Origin of the sequence: Arenimonas composti TR7-09 = DSM 18010, from assembly GCF_000426365.1 — a bacterium.
GTDB lineage: Bacteria > Pseudomonadota > Gammaproteobacteria > Xanthomonadales > Xanthomonadaceae > Arenimonas > Arenimonas composti.
Window position 1 is genome coordinate 269,654 of sequence record NZ_AUFF01000001.1, and the last position, 18,611, is coordinate 288,264.

Annotated in this window: 11 protein-coding genes; 7 read left to right on the forward strand and 4 right to left on the reverse strand. The window is 71.6% G+C overall.

The window, feature by feature from the left end; genetic code table 11:
- Nucleotides 1-85: 85 nt before the first annotated feature.
- From gyrA to pbpC, 5 genes are all read left to right on the forward strand, one after another.
- On the forward strand, nt 86-2,689 hold the full coding sequence (gene gyrA, locus K311_RS0101315; RefSeq protein ID WP_026815815.1) for a DNA gyrase subunit A: 2,604 nt from the start codon (nt 86-88) through the stop codon (nt 2,687-2,689).
- 129 nt (nt 2,690-2,818) lie between these two features.
- Nucleotides 2,819-4,936, forward strand: coding sequence for a PDZ domain-containing protein (locus K311_RS0101320; protein WP_026815816.1), 2,118 nt, complete (start codon nt 2,819-2,821; stop codon nt 4,934-4,936).
- Nucleotides 4,936-5,805, forward strand: coding sequence for a serine protease (locus K311_RS0101325; protein ID WP_026815817.1), 870 nt, complete (start codon nt 4,936-4,938; stop codon nt 5,803-5,805). Before K311_RS0101320 ends, K311_RS0101325 begins: the two co-directional genes overlap by 1 nt.
- Before the next feature lie 146 nt (nt 5,806-5,951).
- The gene (locus tag K311_RS0101330) at nt 5,952-10,865 is read left to right on the forward strand and encodes an alpha-2-macroglobulin family protein (protein WP_043797188.1); all 4,914 of its coding nucleotides are present in this window, start codon (nt 5,952-5,954) and stop codon (nt 10,863-10,865) included.
- A gap of 17 nt (nt 10,866-10,882) precedes the next feature.
- Complete coding sequence (gene pbpC, locus K311_RS14740; RefSeq protein ID WP_425476561.1) at nt 10,883-13,234, forward strand: penicillin-binding protein 1C; 2,352 nt, start codon at nt 10,883-10,885, stop codon at nt 13,232-13,234.
- A gap of 30 nt (nt 13,235-13,264) precedes the next feature.
- Here pbpC and K311_RS0101340 read toward each other — a convergent pair whose 3' ends face one another.
- A complete protein-coding gene (locus tag K311_RS0101340) occupies nt 13,265-13,747 on the reverse strand; it encodes a peroxiredoxin (protein WP_026815819.1) in 483 nt (160 codons plus the stop codon).
- Nucleotides 13,748-13,896: 149 nt separating this feature from the next.
- Between K311_RS0101340 and K311_RS0101345 the strand changes: the two genes are divergently transcribed.
- Together K311_RS0101345 and K311_RS0101350 are read left to right on the forward strand one after the other, a co-directional pair.
- Nucleotides 13,897-14,331 carry an Hsp20/alpha crystallin family protein gene (locus K311_RS0101345; RefSeq protein WP_026815820.1) on the forward strand — a complete coding sequence of 145 codons (435 nt, stop codon included), beginning with the start codon at nt 13,897-13,899 and terminating at the stop codon, nt 14,329-14,331.
- A gap of 76 nt (nt 14,332-14,407) precedes the next feature.
- On the forward strand, nt 14,408-15,310 hold the full coding sequence (locus tag K311_RS0101350) for a DnaJ C-terminal domain-containing protein (protein WP_026815821.1): 903 nt from the start codon (nt 14,408-14,410) through the stop codon (nt 15,308-15,310).
- 298 nt (nt 15,311-15,608) lie between these two features.
- On the opposite strand, the gene K311_RS0101355 is transcribed toward K311_RS0101350, so the two are convergent.
- From K311_RS0101355 to lpdA, 3 genes are all read right to left on the reverse strand, one after another.
- Nucleotides 15,609-15,977: a response regulator gene (locus K311_RS0101355; RefSeq protein ID WP_026815822.1), complete on the reverse strand. Its 369-nt coding sequence runs from the start codon at nt 15,975-15,977 to the stop codon at nt 15,609-15,611.
- 62 nt (nt 15,978-16,039) lie between these two features.
- Complete coding sequence (locus K311_RS0101360) at nt 16,040-17,032, reverse strand: YhdH/YhfP family quinone oxidoreductase (RefSeq protein WP_026815823.1); 993 nt, start codon at nt 17,030-17,032, stop codon at nt 16,040-16,042.
- A 74-nt stretch (nt 17,033-17,106) separates the two neighbouring features.
- Nucleotides 17,107-18,531 carry a dihydrolipoyl dehydrogenase gene (gene lpdA, locus K311_RS0101365; protein ID WP_026815824.1) on the reverse strand — a complete coding sequence of 475 codons (1,425 nt, stop codon included), beginning with the start codon at nt 18,529-18,531 and terminating at the stop codon, nt 17,107-17,109.
- Nucleotides 18,532-18,611: the final 80 nt, after the last annotated feature.

Consider the following 18,611-nt stretch of genomic DNA (forward strand, 5'->3'; position numbering starts at 1 on the left):
AAAAACAAGGTCTTGGGCAGGGTCGGCATGGTAACATCGGCGGCTTGTGCCAATGGCCGTACGCGGCCCCCGGAAGCGACCACGAATGACCGAGAACGCGAAGGAAATCATCCCGGTAAACCTCGAAGACGAGATGCGGCGCAGCTACCTCGATTACGCGATGAGCGTGATCGTCGGTCGCGCCCTCCCGGATGTCCGCGACGGCCTGAAACCGGTGCACCGCCGCGTGCTGTTCGCGATGGGCGAACTCGGTGCCCACGCCAACAAGCCGTACTACAAGTCGGCGCGTATCGTCGGTGACGTCATCGGTAAGTACCACCCGCACGGCGACCAGTCGGTGTACGACACGCTGGTGCGCATGGCGCAGCCGTTCTCGCTGCGCTACCTGCTGGTCGACGGCCAGGGCAACTTCGGTTCGGTCGACGGCGACAGCCCGGCGGCGATGCGTTACACCGAGGCGCGCATGTCGCGGCTCGCGCACGAGCTGATGGCCGACATCGACAAGGAAACGGTCGATTTCCAGCCCAACTACGACGAGAAGGAACAGGAGCCGACGGTGCTGCCGGCGCGCTTCCCGAACCTGCTCGTCAACGGCTCGGCCGGCATCGCGGTCGGCATGGCCACCAACATCCCGCCGCACAACCTCGGCGAGGTCATCGATGCGGTCATCGCCCTGATCGACGATCCGAACGCCACCGTCGGCGACCTGATGCAGCACATTCCGGGCCCGGATTTCCCGACCGCCGGCATCATCAACGGCGCCGCCGGCATCCACGCCGCCTACCACACCGGCCGCGGCCGCCTGCGCGTGCGCGCCAGGGCCGAGATCGAGGTCAACGACGACAACGGCCGCGAGGCGATCGTCGTCACCGAGATCCCCTACCAGGTCAACAAGGCCCGACTGATCGAGAAGATCGCCGAGCTGGTGAAGGAGAAGAAGCTCGAGGGCATCTCCGAGCTGCGCGACGAGTCCGACAAGGACGGCATGCGCATCTACATCGAGGTCAAGCGCGGCGAGTCGGCCGAAGTCGTGCTCAACAACCTCTACCTGCAGACGCCGATGGAATCGGTGTTCGGCATCAACATGGTGGCGCTGGTCGACGGCCGCCCGCAGACGCTGAACCTCAAGCAGATGCTCGAGGCCTTCGTGCGCCACCGCCGCGAGGTGGTGACCCGCCGCACGATCTTCGAGCTGCGCAAGGCCCGTGCCCGCGCCCATGTGCTCGAAGGCCTGACCGTCGCGCTGGCGAACATCGACGAGATGATCGAGCTCATCAAGACCTCGGAGAACCCGGCGGTCGCGAAGGAGCGCATGCTCGCCCGCGTCTGGCAGCCGGGCCTGGTCGGCGCGCTGCTGGAGGCCGCCGGCGCGGAAGCCTCGCGGCCGGAGGACCTGCCGCCGGGCGTCGGCCTGCTCGCCGACGGTTACCAGCTCACCGAGATCCAGGCGCAGCAGATCCTCGACATGCGCCTGCACCGCCTGACCGGCCTGGAGCAGGAGAAGCTGACCGACGAATACCGGCAGCTGCTGGAGACCATCCGCGGCCTGATCGAAATCCTCGAGAACCCCGAGCGCCTGCTCGAGGTGATCCGCGACGAGCTGCGCAACCTGCGCGCCGAATACGCCGACCCGCGCCGCACCGAGATCCGACCGAGCGAGGAGGACCTCGACGTGCTCGACCTCATCGCGTCGGAGGACGTGGTGGTGACGCTGTCGCACGCCGGCTACGCCAAGCGCCAGCCGCTGACGACCTACCGCGCGCAGAAGCGCGGCGGCAAGGGCCGCTCGGCGACGGCGGTGAAGGAAGAGGACTTCATCGACCGCTTGTGGGTGGTCAACACGCACGACACCCTGCTGACCTTCACCAGCACCGGCCGGGTGTTCTGGCTGAAGGTCTACCAGCTGCCGGAGGCCGGCCCGAACTCGCGCGGCCGCCCGATCGTCAACTGGATCCCGCTGCAGGAAGGCGAGAAGGTGCAGGCGGTGCTGCCGGTGCGCGAGTTCGACGACCAGCACTTCGTGTTCTTCGCGACCCGCGACGGCACCGTCAAGAAGACCCCGCTCAGCGACTACTCGCGGCCGCGTTCGACCGGCATCTGGGCGATCAACCTCGACGAGGGCGACGGCCTCGTCGACGTGCAGCTGACCGACGGGAATTCCGACGTGATGCTGTTCGCCAGCAACGGCAAGGCCGTGCGCTTCGACGAGGGCGAGGTACGGCCGATGGGCCGCACCGCCACCGGCGTGCGCGGCATGCGCCTGCGCGAGGACGGCGAGGGCAATGCGGCGAAGGTCGTCAGCATGATCGTCGTCGATGGCGACGGCGACATCCTGACCGCCAGCGCCAACGGCTACGGCAAGCGCACGCCGGTGTCCGAATACCCGAAGAAGGGCCGCGGCACCCAGGGCGTGATCGCGCTGCAGACCAGCGAGCGCAATGGCGAGCTGGTCGGCGCGATCCAGCTGACCGAGCGCCACGAGATCCTGCTGATCTCCGACCAGGGCACGCTGGTGCGCACGCGCGCCGCCGAGGTCTCGCAGGTCGGCCGCAATACCCAGGGCGTGACCCTGATGCGCGTCGCCACCGACGAGAAGCTGATCGCGGTCGAGCGCGTCGACGAGCTGCCTTCGCTGGACGAGGACGCGGCGGTGGAGACGCAGCCCGGCGAGGGCGGAGCCCAGTCATAGTTCGTACGAGGTAGTCAGGGAGAAGGGCGAGTGGCGCCGCCTTTCCCTACCTCGTACCTCGTAGGAACTACGAACTCCGCGCGCCGGACCACGGGAACCTTCCCCCCGGGCCTGTACCCTAAGGCCACGATGAAGACCCCGACGCTCCCGAACCCGATCCCGAAAGCCGCGGCCTGGCTGACCGCGATCCTCGCGCCGCTGCTGGCCGCCACCGCGTTGGCGGCGGCGCCCGACCCGAACCCGGCGGCCGGCGCGCTGCCACCGGCGACGACGCCGCAGGCGGTCGCCGAGCGCATCGCCGCCGCCCGCGACCGCGTGCTGCCTGTCGTCGTCAGCATCCTCACGGTGCGCGAGGACTACCAGCAGGGCGATTCGGTGCTCAGCGTCTCCAGCGGCAGCGGCACGGTGATCAGCCCGCAGGGCCACATCGCCACCAATGCGCACGTGACCCGCAACGGCCGCAGCTTCCGCGTCGTGTTCGCCGACGGCCGCGAACTGCCGGCGAAGCTGGTCGGCACCGACACCCTGTCCGACCTCGCGGTGCTGCAGGCGCTGCCGCCGACGTCCGAGACCTTCGCCCACGCCGAGTTCGCGACGACGCTGGACCTGCAGCCCGGCGAGACCGTACTGGCGATGGGCGCCCCGTGGGGGCTGTCGAACTCGATGAGTGCCGGCGTCGTCAACAACCCGCGCCGCCTGCTGGTGTCGCTGTTCGACGACGAAGCCGATTACGAGGACCGCCTCGGCACCGACGAGCCGACCGGCCGCTACTACGCCTGGATCCAGCACGACGCCGCGATCGCCCCCGGCAATTCCGGCGGGCCGCTGGTCGACCTCGACGGCCGCATCGTCGGCGTCAACACCCGCGGCATGATCTTCGGCGGCGACCTGGCGTTCGCGATTCCCGGTCCGGATGCCGCCGAAGTCGTGCGCACGCTGATCGCCAGCGGCGAAGTGCGGCGCACGACCCTCGGTTTCCGTCTGCGTTCGCTGAAGGGCACCGGCCAGCGCGAGGGCGTGCTGGTGAACGCGATCGAGCGCGGCTCGGTCGCCGAGGCCGCTGGCCTGCGCGCCGGCGACCGCATCCTGAGCCTCGACGGCGCCGCCGTCAGCGCGCCGCAGCCGGTCGACGTGCCGGCGCTGCAGCGGCGCATCGCCGAATTGCCGCCGGCGCGCGACGTCGTGCTCGGCATCGATCGCGACGGCCGCCGCCTCGAGCTGCGCCTGCGTGCGCGGCCGCAACCGCGCGACCGTGGCCGCGACAGCGCCTTCGCGCCCTTCGGCGTGTCGCTGTCGGAACTCACCGAGGCGATGGGTCGCCGCCGCGGCCTCGATGCCGATAAAGGCCTGCTGGTGACCGGCGTGCGCCCGGGCGGGCCGGCGGCGATCGCCCGCCCGGCGCTGGCCGCCGGCGACCTGATCCGCCGCGTCGACGGCCGCGAGGTCGCGTCGGTGGCCGAGCTGCAGGCCGCCGCCGAGGCCGCGCGCGGCGACAACCGCGCGTTGGTGCTCGAGTTCCAGCGGGATTCCGAACGCCGGCTGGCGCTGCTGCGCCCGGTCTGGGGCGACCGCGTGCGCACGCCGTCGCCGGAGATCGCCAAGGCCTGGGCCGGTGTCGAGGTGCAGCCGGTCACCGCCTCGCTGGCGCGCGAACTGAAGCTGCCCGGCGCCGGCTTCCGCATCACCCGGCTGTACCCCGGCAGCCCGCTGGCGGCCGCCGGTGCCCGCGTCGGCGACCTGCTGACCGCGCTCGACGGCGAGCCGCTGACGGTGCCCAACGAGACCTCCGCCGACGCCTTCCACCAGCGCGTGCGCGACCAGGCGATCGGCGCGCAGGTCGAGTTCGCGGCGCTGCGCGACGGCCAGCCGCAGCGCTTTGCGGCGACCCTCGGGGAATCGCCGGTGAACACCTCCGGCCTGCGCACCCTGGCGCTGGGCAGGCTGCGCGCGCAGCTGCGCGAGCTCGGCTTCTACGATCGCGCGGCGCGCCGCCTGCCGGCCGACCAGGCCGGCGTCGTCGTCGACGGTGTCGAGCCCGGCGGCCCGGCCGGGCTGGCGCACCTGGCCGGCGGCGACGTGATCGTCGCCGTCGGCGGCCGTGTGGTGCGCGATCTCGACAGCCTGGTGGCGGCGGTCGACGCCGCGCTCGCGGAAGGCAACGGCAGCGTCATCCCGCTGCAGGTGATCCGCGGCCAGGAAACCCGCGTCCTCTACCTCGAACGTTACTGGCTCACGGAGGCCCCCTGATGCGCATGCGCCCGCTCTTCCTCGCCCTGCTGCTGGCGCTGCCGGCCGCGCCCGTGCCGGCGGCGGTGCCGGACGAGGTCTTCGACGATTACCAGGGCATCTACCGCGACCTCAGCGTGCGCCATGCCGGTGCGGTGGTGACGGTGAAGTTCGTGATGTCGGTGACCAATGCCGGCAACGAACAGCGGGTCGAGGACCGCACCCAGGCCGTGATCGTCTCGCCCGATGGCCTGCTGCTGCTGCCGGCGCGCGCGGTCAGCGTCGACTTCTCCGCCTTCGGCCTGGTGCCAGCGGGGCAGACGGCGCCGGTCGCCAACTCCAGCGAGTTCCGCGTGCGCCTGGCCGATAGCGAGGACTGGCTGCCGGCCGACCTGGTGACCCGCGACGCCGAACTCGGCCTGGCCTGGCTGCGCCTGCGCGAGCCGCCGCGCGGCTTGCCGCACGTCGACCTGGGCCAGGGCGCCCCGGTGGCGCCGGGTTCGGTGTTCTTCACCCTGATGCGCGCGTCCGACGAATGGGGCGGCGGCATCATGATCCAGCCCGGCCTGGTGCGCGGCGAGACGCGGACGCCGACGCGGCGGCTGATGGTCGACGCGATGCCGGGGCTCGGCTTCGCCCACGACGGCCGCCCGGTCGGTTATGCCGACATCGACTTCGCGGCGCTGATGCGCACCGGCGCGGGCACCGGCATGGGCCTGGATCTCGCGGAGCAGGGACTGCGGATGATCCCGATCGACAAGGTCGCGGCGGCCACCGCGCAGGCGGCGAAGCTGCCGGTCGCCGGCGGCACCGTGCTGCCGGTGCCGGTGCCGGTACCGCCGGCAGGCGAGGGCAGCGACGGGCCGGAAGGCGCGGCGAGCGCCGACTGAACCGCGGCGGCGCATCCGCGCGCTGCCCGCGAACCGCCACCGAATTTCCCCGCGAACGCCGCTGACCGCCCGACCGTCGCCATTGCGTGGCGGCGCGGCAGCGGCGGCGTGCTCCTATACTTCGCGCATCTCCGGGGAGTGTCGTCATGTCGATCCTGCTGCGTCATTCGCGCCGCGTCGTCGCGGTCTTCTTCGTGGTCCTGCTGCTGGCGCTGGCCGCCGGCTGCAAGCAGGAGGCGAACCGGATTCCGGAACTGCAGGGCGGCACCGCGCCGGTCGACGCGCGGCCGCAGGTCGAGGGTTTCGCGCTGGTTTCCGCGGGGCGCAGCCGCGGCGGCACGGCGGCGATCGAACTGGAGTTCTCGATGCCGCTGGCGTCGAGCCAGGCCTTCGACGAACTGCTGGTCGTGACCGGCACCGACGGCGCCCCGATCGAAGGCAGCTGGGTGCTCGACGAGGACGACGGCACCCGCCTGCGCTTCCCGTACATCGAGGCGAGCCGCGAATACGACGTGCTGCTGCGCGCCGGTCTCGCCGCCGCCGACGGCTCCACCCTCGGCCGCGACGAGACGCGGCGCGTGCAGGTCGGTGCGATCGAACCGTCGGTCGCCTTCGCCTCGCAGGGCAGCGTGCTGCCGGCGCGGGAAACGCGCGGCCTGCCGGTGGTGTCGGTGAACGTGCCCGAGGTCGACGTCGAATTCCTGCGCGTGCGCGACGCCGAGGTCGCCAACTTCTTCGTCGGTTACCAGCGCGGCGGCCGTCGCGGCAGCTGGGAACTCGACGAGTCGCGCTGGGAGGACCGCAAGGCCATCACCAGCGTCGCCGATTCGGTCTACCTCAACCGCTTCGTGCTCGGCGGCGGCCAGAACGAGCGCCAGCTGACCCACCTGCCGGTGCAGAACATCGCCGAGCTGCAGACGCCGGGCCTGTACTTCGCGCTGATGCGCCGCGTCGGCGGTTTCCAGGACGACTACCAGACCGCGATCTTCTTCGTCAGCGACATCGGCGTGCACGTGCGGGTGTACGGCGACAGCGTGCTCGTGCACGCGGCCTCGCTGAAGACCGGCAAGGCGCTCGGCGACGTCGAGCTGCAGGTGCTCGACCGCAAGGGCGAAGTGGTCGCGCGCGCGCGCACCGATGCCACCGGCAATGCGCTGGTGGCCTACAAGCTCGACGGCAGCCACGTGCTGGTCGCGCGCAGCGGCAACGACGTGTCGATGCTGCCGTTCAACCAGCCGGCGCTGGACCTGTCCGAGTTCGCGGTCGCCGGCCGCGGGCAAGCCTGGTTCGACGTGTTCGCCTGGTCCGGCCGCGATCTCTACCGGCCGGGCGAGACGCTGCGGGTGTCGGCGCTGATGCGCGATCACGACGGCCGCGCGGTCGAGCCGCAGCCGCTGTTCCTGAGCCTGAAGCAGCCCGACGGCAAGGTGTACCTGGAAACCCAGCTCACCGTGGGCGAAGGCGGCTACTTCCAGTGGACGCACACGCTGCCGGCCGATGTGCCGACCGGCCGCTGGGCGGTCGAGTTCCGCACCCGCCCGGGCGCCGGCGAGGTGGTGCAGGGCATGACCCTGCGCATCGAGGAATTCCTGCCCGAGCGCATGAAGCTGACGCTCGACAGCGGCGCCGCGACGCTGACGCCCGGCCAGGCGCTGCCGCTGCAGGTCGAGGCCGCCTACCTCTACGGCGCGCCGGCGGCCGGCAACCGCTTCACCGCCCGCGTCGCGGTGGTGCCGGACTCGCATCCGGTCGCGGCCTTCCCGGACCATCATTTCGGCGACCCGCTGGTGACGCTGCCGAAGGAGCCGGTCGACGCGATCGACGAGGCACTCGACGACGAGGGCAGGCTGCAGTCCGATGTCGCCCTGCCGGAGGAAGTCGCCGCGGCGAAGGCGCCGGTGGCGGTCGTGGTCAGCGGCAGCGTCTACGAGAGCGGCGGCCGCCCGGTCACCCGCACGGTGCGCCGGACCGTGTGGCCGGCGCCGGTACTGGCCGGCGTGCGCCCGCTGTTCGATCCGGTCGAAGGTTCGCCGGCACAGGGCAATGCCGGCTTCGAGCTGCTGCGCAGCGACGCCGCCGGCCAGCGCCGCGCCGGCGCGCTGAAGGTCGCGCTGGTGCGCGAACACCGCCTCTACCACTGGGTCCAGGACAGCCACGGCGGCTGGGGCTACGACTACACCGCCCGCTACGAGACCGTCGAAACCCGCGACGTGCAGGTGCGCGCGGACGGCGACGTGCGCGTCGACTTCCCGGTGGAGTGGGGTGAGTACCGGCTCGAGGTCACCGACGTCGAAACCGGCGTGCTGACGCGGCTGCCGTTCGTCGCCGGCTGGAGCTGGAACAACCAGAACCGCGGCCTCGATGCCCGCCCCGACAAGGTCAAGCTGGCGCTCGACGCCACCGGCTACCGCACCGGCGACACCCTGCGCGTCACGGTGACGCCGCCGCAGCCGGGCGAAGGCCTGCTGATCGTCGAATCGGACCGCCTGCTGCACGTGCAGCCGCTGGCCGCCAAGCCGGGCGAAACCTACGAGATCCCGGTCACCGCCGACTGGGAGCGCCACGACGTCTACATCACCGCGCTGGTGCTGCGTGGCGGCTCGGCGCTGGAGAAGACCACGCCGGCGCGCGCGGTCGGCGTCGTGCACGTGCCGATGGACCGCCGTGACCGCACGGTGCCGGTCACCGTCGAGGCGCCGGCGCAGACGCGGCCGGAACAGGCGCTGCCGGTGACGATCCGCGCCCCGGCCCTGGCCGGCAGGAAGGCCTGGGCGACGGTGTCGGCGGTGGACGTCGGCATCCTCAACATCACCCGCTTCGGCGTGCCCGACGCCGCCGCGCATTTCTTCGCGCAGCGGCGCCTGGGCATCGATGCCTACGACCTGTACGGCCGCGTCATCGAAAGCTTCGAGGGCGAGACCGCGCGCCTGCGCTTCGGCGGTGACATGGCGCTGGGACCGCTGCCGCAGGCGCGGCGGCCGACCGCGCGGGTGCTGACCGTCGACCTGTTCTCCGGTCCGGTCGTGCTCGACGCCCAGGGCAATGCGACGGTCGAGGTGATGGTGCCGGACTTCAACGGCACGCTGCGCGTCTCGGCCCTGGTATGGACCGACGAGCAGTACGGCCAGGGCAGCACCGAGAGCGTGCTGCGCGCGCCGATCCTCGCCGAGGTCAGCGCGCCGCGCGCGCTCGCCCCGGGCGACCGCAGCACGGTCACGCTCGACCTGCAGAACTACACCGGCAACGCTGCCGAGTTCGCGGTGACGCTGGAGACGATCGGCCCGATCGCGATCGCCGGCGAGCGCCGTTCCGTGCGCCTCGATCCGGAGGCGAAGACGACGCTGACCTATCCGCTGTCCGGCACCGAAGGCTGGGGCACCGGCACGATCCGACTGCGCGTCGAAGGTGGCGGCCACACCGTCAACCGCCAGTTCGACGTGCCGGTGCGCGCCGCCTGGTCCGGCGTCGTCCGGTCCGAGGCGCGCACGATCAGCGCCGGCGGCAACCTGGCGCTGGGCACCGACGTCGCCGCCGGGCTGATGCCGGGCACCGTGTCGGCGCGGCTGACGGTGACCGCGAACCCGCCGATCCCGTTCGCGCGCGCGCTGCAGGACCTGCTGGCCTATCCCTACGGCTGCGTCGAGCAGACCACCACGCGCGGTTACGCGGCCCTGCTGCTCGATACCGACACTGCCGCGCGCATGGGCTTCGGCGGCCTCGACGCCGAGGAGCGGCGCAAACGCCTGGAGAGCGCCTTCAGCCGGCTGGCGGCGCTGCAGGGCGGCAACGGCCACTTCACGATGTGGGGCAACGGCAGCAACGTGCCGATCCTGTCGCCGTACATCGCCGAGTTCCTGCTGAAGGCGCGCGACGCCGGCTTCGCGGTGCCGGAGGCGATGCTCGACAAGACCCTCGCGCGCCTCGGCGAGGACATGCTCACCGGCGGCTCCCGCTTCTACGAATACGACCAGGCCGACCACCTGCGTTTCGCCTACCAGGCCCATGCCGGCTACGTGCTGGCGCAGGTCGGGCGGGCGCCGCTGGGCACGCTGCGCGCGCTGTACGACAACGAGCGCGGCAAGTCGCTCAGTCCGCTGCCGCTGATGCACCTGGGGCTGGCGCTGGCGAAGCAGGGAGACACCGGCCGCGGCGACCGGGCGATCGCGGAAGCGCTGGCGATGGCCGGCAAGCGCCCGCGCTGGCTCGGCGACTATGGTTCGGACATCCGCGACGAAGCGCTGCTGCTGGCGTTGCTGGCCGAGGACGGGCGCCGTCCGCAGGGCTACGAGGACCGCCTGCTGGCGCTGTCGCGTTCGCTGCAGGCGCGCAATGCCGGGCGCTGGGTCTGGTACAGCACGCAGGAGCAGATCGCGATCGCGCGGCTGGGCCGGGCGCTGCTGGAAGGCGGTGACGCGGTCGTGCGCGGCGAACTGCGCGACGGCGGCGCCACCGACGCGATCGACGGCCGCCGCGTGTTCAGCCGCGACCTCGGTTACGGCGATCTCGCCGCCGGCATCCGCTTCAGCTCGGGCGCCGACCGCCAGCTGTTCGCCAGCATCGACGTGGCCGGCGTGCCGCGCGAGGCGCCGAAGCCCGACGACTCGCAGATCGCCGTCAGCCGTACCTGGTACAACCCGGACGGCACGCCGTGGAAGCCGGGACCGCTGCGGGAAGGCCAGGTGCTGGTCGCCGCCGTTTCGATCCAGTCGCGCGAGGCGATGCCGGACGCGCTGGTCGTCGACCTGCTGCCGGCCGGCCTGGAGGCGGAGAACCTCAATCTCGCCGATCCCGAGCAGTGGGCCAGCGTCACGATCGACGGCGTCACCCTCAGCGACCGCAGCGGCGAGGCCTGGATCAAGCACGAGGAGTACCGCGACGACCGTTACGTCGCCGCGCTGCACCTGTACGCGGGCCAGAAGGCGCGCCTGTACTACATCGTCCGCGCGGTGACCCCGGGCACCTACGTGGTGCCGCCGCCGCAGGTCGAGGACATGTACCGGCCGCAGATCCGCGGTGTCGGCCGCGCGGTGCCGGAAGCGGTCACGGTGGTGCAGCCCTGACCGCAGCCCCGGCTCCGGTGCCTGCGCCAGCGCGCCGCCGGCCGGGATGGCGGCGCGCGGCCTGGGCGGTGGCGCTGGTGCTCGGCGGGCTGTGGCTCGCCGACCGCCTGTTCCCGCCGCCACTGCCGGAGGGTGGCGGCGCCACCGTCGTGCTCGCGGCCGATGGCCAGCCGCTGCGTGCCTTCGCCGATGCCGACGGCGTCTGGCGCTATCCGGTCACGATCGACCAGGTGTCGCCGGCCTATCTCGAGGCCCTGGTCAACTACGAGGACCGCTGGTTCCGCTGGCACCGCGGCGTCAATCCGGTGGCGATGCTGCGCGCCGGCTGGCAGTGGGCGCGCCACGGCGACGTCATTTCCGGTGGCTCGACGCTGACGATGCAGGTCGCGCGGATCATCGAGCCGCATCCGCGCACCGTATTCGGCAAGGCGCGGCAGATGTTGCGGGCGCTGCAGCTCGAATGGCGGCTGTCGAAGGACCAGATCCTGACGATCTATCTCAACCATGCGCCCTTCGGCGGCACCGTCGAGGGCGTGGAGGCGGCGAGCTGGGCCTACCTCGGCAAGCCGGCGCGGCAGCTGTCGCAGGCGGAGGCGGCGCTGCTGGCGGTGCTGCCGCAGGCACCGAGCCGGTTGCGCCCCGACCGCGCGCCGGACGCGGCGCGGGTGGCGCGTGACAAGGTGCTGGCGAGGATGCAGGCGCTCGGCGTCTGGAGCGCGGAAGACGTCGCCGACGCGCGCATCGAAGCGGTGGTCGCACGTCGCCTGCAGCCGCCGCTGTCGGCGGCGCTGCTCGCCCAGCGGCTGCGCGCGGCCGCGCCGGGCGAGGCGCGCATCACCAGCACGATCGACGCCGACCTGCAGCGGGCCCTCGAGGAGCGCGTCACGGCCTATTTCGCGCGCCTGCCGGAGCGCACCTCGGCGGCGCTGCTGGTGGTCGACAACGAGACGATGACGGCGCGCGCCTACGTCGGCTCGCTGGCTTTCGCCGATCCGACCAGCCTCGGCCACGTCGACATGGTGCGCGCGACGCGCTCGCCGGGCTCGACGCTGAAACCCTTCCTCTACGCGCTGGCGATCGACGACGGCCTGGTGCATTCGGAGAGCCTGCTGGTCGATGCGCCGCAGAGCTTCGGCGACTACCGCCCGGTGAACTTCGACCCGAGCTTCAACGGACCGGTGTCGGTCGCCGATGCGCTGCGGCTGTCGCTGAACGTGCCGGCGGTGGACCTGCTCGACCGCCTCGGCCCGGCGCGCTTCACCGCCCGTCTCGCGCACGCCGGGCTCAGCCTGCGGCTGCCGCGCGGTGCGAAGCCGAACCTCGCGATCATCCTCGGTGGCACCGGCACCCGCCTCGAAGAGCTGGTCGGCGCCTTCGCCGCATTCAACCGCGACGGTCTCGCGGCGAACGTGCGCTACCGCGCCGACGCGCCGCTGCAGGAGCGCCGGCTGATGTCACCGGGCGCGGCCTGGATCGTCCGCGAGATCCTCGAGCAGCACGGCCGGCCGGGCCAGCGCGAGGACGTGTTCGACCGCACCGGCCGGCCGCCGGTCGCGTGGAAGACCGGCACCAGCTTCGGTTTTCGCGATGCGTGGGCGCTGGGCGGCACCCGGCGCTGGACCGTCGGGGTCTGGGTCGGGCGCCCGGATGGCACGCCACTGCCCGGCCAGTACGGCGCGATCACCGCCTTGCCGCTGTTGTTCGAGGTGATCGACAGCCTGCCGGTGCGTCCCGGCGATGCTGGCGCGCGGACGCTCCCCGACAGTGTGCAGCGGGTCGAGATCTGCTGGCCGCTGGGCCTGCCACCGGATCCGCATGCGCCGCAGCTGTGCCGGCAGAAGCGGCAGGCCCTGGCGCTCGCCGGCATGCTGCCGCCGACCCTGCCGGAGCGCGAAACCCGCGCCTGGGGCGCCGGCCGGCTCGCCGTCGACGTCGATGCCGCCAGCGGCGAACGGCTGTCGGCGACCTGCACCGGCGAACACCGGCGCCGGCGCCACGAGTTCGCGCGCTGGCCGAGCCTGGCCTATCCCTGGCTGCCGCTGGCGGAACGCCGGGCCGCGGCGATCCCGCCGCTCGCGGCCGACTGCGCCGCGGATTCGTTCGCGGCGATGGAGACGCTGCGCATCGACGGTCTCGGCCCGCGCAGCCGCATCGCCCGCCCGCCGAACAGCGACCGCGCCGCGACGCTGCGCCTGCGCGCGCTCGGCACGCCGGGCCGGGTGCGCTGGCTGGTCAACGGCCGCCTCGCCGGCGAAACGGTCGGCTCCCGCCACTGGACCCGCGCCTTCGCCGAGCCGGGCGGCTTCCGCATCACCGCGCTGGCCGAGTCCGGCGCCTGGGACGAAGTCGAGGTCGAAGTTCTCCGCTAGATCGCACGCGCCACGCCCGGGCCGGAGACCTCAGCCGCCGATCGCAGCCAGCACGTGCTCCGCGGTGCTGACCCGGAACTCCCCCGGCGCCTCGACGAACACCTGCTTCACCACGCCGTCTTCGGCGTACAGCGCGAAGCGCTTCGCGCGCAGGCCCATGCCGAAGGCGCTGGCGTCGAGTTCGAGGCCGAGCGCCTGCACGAAGGCACCGTTGCCGTCGGCGAGCATCAGCAGGTCCGCGGGCACGTTCTGGCTCTTGCCCCAGGCATCCATCACGAAGGCGTCGTTGACCGCCAGGCAGGCGACGCTGACGCCGCGCGCGCGGAAGTCGTCGATGCGCTCGACGAAGCCCGGCAGGTGCTTCTCCGAACAGGTCGGGGTGAAGGCGCCGGGCACCGCGAACAGCACGACCTTGCGGCCGTCGAACAGTTCGCGGGTGGAGACCGCCTGCACGCCGTCGCGCAGTTGATTCAGGGTGGCGTCGGGGATGCGATCGCCGGGCTGGATGGACATGGGCGTCTCCTGCGGTTGGGAAGCGAATTCTAAACGCCCGCGGACGCGCCGGTGGCCGCGGCGACGCCCGACCTTGAAGGCGCGCACCGCGACCCTAGATCCGGGCCAGGACGCGGCGCCGACGCCGCCCGAACCATGGAGACACCGCGATGAACATGAGCCGTTACCCGAGCCCGCGCCACCTGCAGGAAGAGATCCGCCAGGTGTTCGACAAGTTCTTCCAGCCCGACGACACCGACGCGTCGAACGTCGTCACCGCACAGTGGGTGCCGCGCGTCGACATCCGCGAGGAAGCGCAGCGCTTCGTGATCTACGCCGACCTGCCGGGCGTCGACCCGGAGAAGATCGAGGTGCAGATGGACAAGGGCATCCTGTCGATCAAGGGCGAGCGCAATACCGAAGCCGCCGAGCAGCACGAGGGCTATACCCGCATCGAGCGCGCGCACGGCGTGTTCTTCCGCCGCTTCGCGCTGCCCGACAGTGCCGATGCCGACGGCATCACCGCGACCGGCCGGCACGGCGTGATCGAGATCGCGATCCCGAAGCGGCCGGAGACCACGCCACGCCGCATCCAGGTGACGTGAGCGGCGCGCTCACCGTCGCAGCGTAGAATCGGGACCCGCGGCGAACCCGCGGGTCTCGTGTTCGCAGAGGACGACGATGCAGTTCAAGGACTATTACGAGACGCTCGGCGTCGAACCGTCGGCCGGCGAGGGCGAGATCAAGAGCGCCTACCGCCGGCTGGCGCGCAAGTACCACCCGGACGTCAGCAAGGAAGCCGGCGCCGAGGAGCGCTTCAAGGCGATCAACGAGGCCTACGAGGTGTTGCGCGACAAGGAGAAGCGCGCCGCCTACGACCAGCTGAAGGCGCGCGGCTATCGTCCCGGCGACGACTTCCGGCCGCCGCCGGATTTCGGCGGCGCCGGCTTCGGCAACGGCAATGGCGGCTTCCGCTTCGAGACCGACTTCGGTGGCGGCGGCGGCTTCAGCGACTTCTTCGAATCGCTGTTCGGCGGCGGTCGCGGCGCCGGCTTCGGCCGCGGCGGACGCGCGCAGCCGGCCGGCGACACCCGCGCCAAGCTGGCGATCCCGCTCGAGCTGGCCTACACCGGCGGCAAGCAGCGCATCGAGGTCGAGGGCCGCAAGCTCGACGTCAACATTCCCGCCGGCATCGGCCCCGGCAAGGTGATCCGCCTCGCCGGCCAGGGCCAGCGCGGCGCGGCGCTGCTGCTGGAAGTCGACTACCGGCCGCATGCCGAGTTCGAGGTCGACGGCCGCAACATCCTCTACACGCTGCCGGTCGCGCCCTGGCAGGCGGCGCTCGGCGCCACCGTCAGCGTGCCGACCCTCGGCGGCGCGGTCGAGGTGCGCGTGCCGCCGGATTCCGATACCGGCCGCAAGCTGCGCCTGCGCGGCCGTGGCCTGCCGGCCTGGGGCGGTGCGCCCGCCGGCGACCAGATCGTCGAGCTCGAGGTGCGCGCGCCGAAGGCCAGCACCGAGGCCCAGAAAGCCCTCTACCGCCAGATGGCCACCACCTTCGATTTCGACCCGCGCCGGGCCTGAGCCGTAATTCGGCCGCGCCTGAGCCGGACTTCGGCCGCGCCGGTGCAGGGTCTGCGGGTGGCCGGGCTGCGCATCGCCGGGCGCGGACACGCATGAACCCATCCATGGGGCTCTTCGATTCGCGCACAGGGACGTGCGCGAAGAGCTACATGGACGTATTCATGCGTGTCCGCACAGGCCACTGCACATGACGGCCGCCCGCGAACCCTCCAGCCGGCGGCGGCTCTTCGCAAGGCTGTGCGCCGGAAAAGAAAAACCCCGGCGAGGCCGGGGTTTTCGGGAAGGGGGCGAGGGTGGATCAGGCGCCGGCGAGAAGGGAGTTGATGACCTCGATGAGCGCGTTCTCGTTGAAGGGCTTGGTGATGTAGGCCTTGGCCCCCTGGCGCATGCCCCAGACCTTGTCGGTCTCCTGGTCCTTGGTGGTGACCAGCACGATCGGGATGTGCGCGGTGGTGGCTTCCTTCGAGATCGCGCGGGTGGCCTGGAAGCCGTTGAGGTTCGGCATCACCACGTCCATCAGGATCAGGTCGGGCTTCTCTTTCTTCGCCATCTCGACGCCGGCGGCGCCGTCCTCGGCCGTCAGGGCCTCGTGGCCGAGTTTCTCGACAATGCGCTTCATGCCCATCAGCTGGGACGGGGAATCATCGACGATCAGGATGCGGGACATGTAGAGGCCTCCAACGGGTGGCTGATTGTATGCCGGGCGTGCCGTCCGGGCGCAACCCGGGTTCAGAGGCGAACGACCGTTCGTCCGACGGAACCGCCGGCCAGCATGTTCGGGAACACGCCGGGCAGCGCGTCGAGGTCGGTTTCGGCCGTGGCGATCATCGCGAGGTCGGCGGGTTTCCAGGCCCCGGCGAGGCGCTCCCACACCTGTTCGCGCATCGGCCGCGCCGTGCCGGCGGAGGCGATGCCGAGCAGCGACACGCCGCGGATGATGAAGGGCATCACCGTCGTCGCCAGGCCATGGCCGGCGGCGAGTCCGCAACTGGCGATGTTGCCGTAGGGCTGGATCACGCGGGTCAGCGCGGCGAGGGTCGCGTCGCCGACGTTGTCGATCGCGCCGGCCCAGCGCGCGGTTTCCAGCGGACGCGTCGCATCGGCGAGGGTGTCGCGTGGCAGCACCTCGCGGGCGCCGAGCCGGCGCAGCCAGTCGGCATGTTCGGGCTTGCCGCTGATCGCATGCGCCTCGTAGCCGGCGCGGCTCAGGATCGCCAGCGCGAGGCTGCCGACGCCGCCGCTGGCGCCGGTGACGACGATCGGACCGGCCTCCGGCGTCTGCCCGTTCTGCTCCATCCGCAGCAGCGACAGGCCGGCGGTGAAGCCGGCGGTGCCGAGCACCATCGCCTCGCGCAGGTCGAGCCCGGCGGGCAGCGGAATCGTCCATTCCGCCGGCAGGCGCACGATCTCCGAATAGCCGCCGTCGCGGGTTTCCGACAGGCCGCTGCCGGTGCAGAGCACTGCATCGCCTTCGCGGAAGCGCGGGTCGGTCGACGCGAGCACATGGCCGGCGACGTCGATGCCACCGACCAGCGGGGAGCGGCGCAGGATCCTGCCGCTGCCGGTGCCCGCCAGCGCGTCCTTGTAGTTGACGCTGGACCAGGCGGCGCGGATCACCACCTCGCCGGGAGACAGGTCGTCGAGCGAGAGCGTCTCGAGACCGGCGCGGTGGCCGCCGTCGGCGTGGATGCGGAAGGCGCGGAAGGCGGCGGGCGTGCTCATGGTGCGGTCCTTTCTGCGGGTCCTGAAACGACGAGAGGCGCCCGGGGGGCGCCTCCTGACGGAACGACGTTGGCTCAGTTGGCCTTGTGGATGGCGCGCTTGTCGACCGCCATCGCGGCGTCGTGGATCGCCTCCGAAAGCGTCGGGTGCGCGTGGCAGATGCGCGCCAGGTCCTCGGCGGAACCGTGGAACTCCATCGCCAGCACGCCTTCGTGCACGAGCTCGGAGACGTTCACGCCGACCAGGTGCATGCCGAGGATGCGATCGGTCTCCTCGTGCGCCAGTACCTTCACGAAACCCGCCGGTTCGGCCATCGCCACCGCGCGGCCGATCGCCGCGAAGGGGAAGCTGCCGGCCTTGTACGGGATGCCCTCGGCCTTGAGCTGCTGCTCGGTCTTGCCGACCCAGGCGATCTCCGGCTCGGTGTAGATCACCCACGGGATCGTGTCGAAATTGACGTGGCCGGGCAGGCCGGCGATCAGTTCGGCGACCGCGATGCCTTCCTCGAAGCCCTTGTGCGCCAGCATCGGGCCGCGCACGCAGTCGCCGATCGCCCAGACACCCTCGACGCCGGTCGCGCAGTGCGCGTCGACCTCGATCATGCCGCGCTGGTCGAGCTTCACGCCGGTGCCGTCGGCGAGCAGGCCCTTCGTCGCGGCGCGACGGCCGACGGCGACGAGCAGCTTGTCGACGACCAGGGACTGTTCGCCCTTGGCGTCGGTATAGCTCAGGTGCACGCCGTCCTTCTTCACCTCGGCCTTCGAGACCTTGGCGCCGAGGCGGATGTCGAGACCCTGCTTCTTGAATTCGCGGGCGGCGACCTTGCTCACTTCCGCGTCGGCGGCGGCGAGGAAGTCCGGCATCGCCTCGAGGATGGTCACCTCGGCGCCGAGGCGCTTCCAGACGCTGCCGAGTTCCAGGCCGATGACGCCGGCACCGATCACGCCGAGACGCTTCGGCACTTCGCTGAAGTCGAGCGCGCCGACGTTGTCGACGATGCGGTCGCCGTCGAACTTCGCGAACGGCAGCTCGATCGAGTCGGAGCCGGCGGCGAGGATCACGTGCTTGCCCTGCAGCTCGACCTCGCTGCCGTCGTGCTGCTTCACCTTGACGATGCGGTCGGGGTGCAGCACGCCGAAGCCGTAGTACGCGGTGATCCTGTTCGCCTTGAACAGCTGGGCGATGCCGCCGGTGAACTGTTTGACGATCCTGTCCTTGCGGCCGACCATCGCCGCGACGTCGATCTTCGCGTCGCTCGTGGTGATGCCGTGCTCGGCGAACAGGTGGTGCAGGTTGTGCCACTGGCGCGAGCTGTCGAGCAGCGCCTTGGACGGGATGCAGCCGACGCGCAGGCAGGTGCCGCCGAGCGCCGGCTTGCCGTCCTTCCACACGGCGGCGTCGATGCAGGCCGTCTTCAGGCCCAGCTGCGCGGCGCGGATGGCCGCGTGGTAGCCGGCGGGGCCGGCGCCGATGACGACTACGTCGTACTGCTCTGCCATTTGCTGCTACCTCGGCGCATCGCGCCAGAAAATGGTGGATGGAGATGAGAAATGAAAAGTGAGAAATGAGAAATGAAGAG

Coding starts and splice junctions, on each gene's coding strand:
- K311_RS0101350 (WP_026815821.1), top strand. CDS start 14,408: ATGCAGTTCAAGGACTATTACGAGACGCTCGGCGTCGAACCGTCGGCC.
- K311_RS0101355 (WP_026815822.1), bottom strand. CDS start 15,977: ATGTCCCGCATCCTGATCGTCGATGATTCCCCGTCCCAGCTGATGGGC.
- K311_RS0101330 (WP_043797188.1), top strand. CDS start 5,952: ATGTCGATCCTGCTGCGTCATTCGCGCCGCGTCGTCGCGGTCTTCTTC.
- K311_RS0101360 (WP_026815823.1), bottom strand. CDS start 17,032: ATGAGCACGCCCGCCGCCTTCCGCGCCTTCCGCATCCACGCCGACGGC.
- K311_RS0101345 (WP_026815820.1), top strand. CDS start 13,897: ATGAACATGAGCCGTTACCCGAGCCCGCGCCACCTGCAGGAAGAGATC.
- lpdA (WP_026815824.1), bottom strand. CDS start 18,531: ATGGCAGAGCAGTACGACGTAGTCGTCATCGGCGCCGGCCCCGCCGGC.
- K311_RS0101325 (WP_026815817.1), top strand. CDS start 4,936: ATGCGCATGCGCCCGCTCTTCCTCGCCCTGCTGCTGGCGCTGCCGGCC.
- gyrA (WP_026815815.1), top strand. CDS start 86: ATGACCGAGAACGCGAAGGAAATCATCCCGGTAAACCTCGAAGACGAG.
- K311_RS0101340 (WP_026815819.1), bottom strand. CDS start 13,747: ATGTCCATCCAGCCCGGCGATCGCATCCCCGACGCCACCCTGAATCAA.
- K311_RS0101320 (WP_026815816.1), top strand. CDS start 2,819: ATGAAGACCCCGACGCTCCCGAACCCGATCCCGAAAGCCGCGGCCTGG.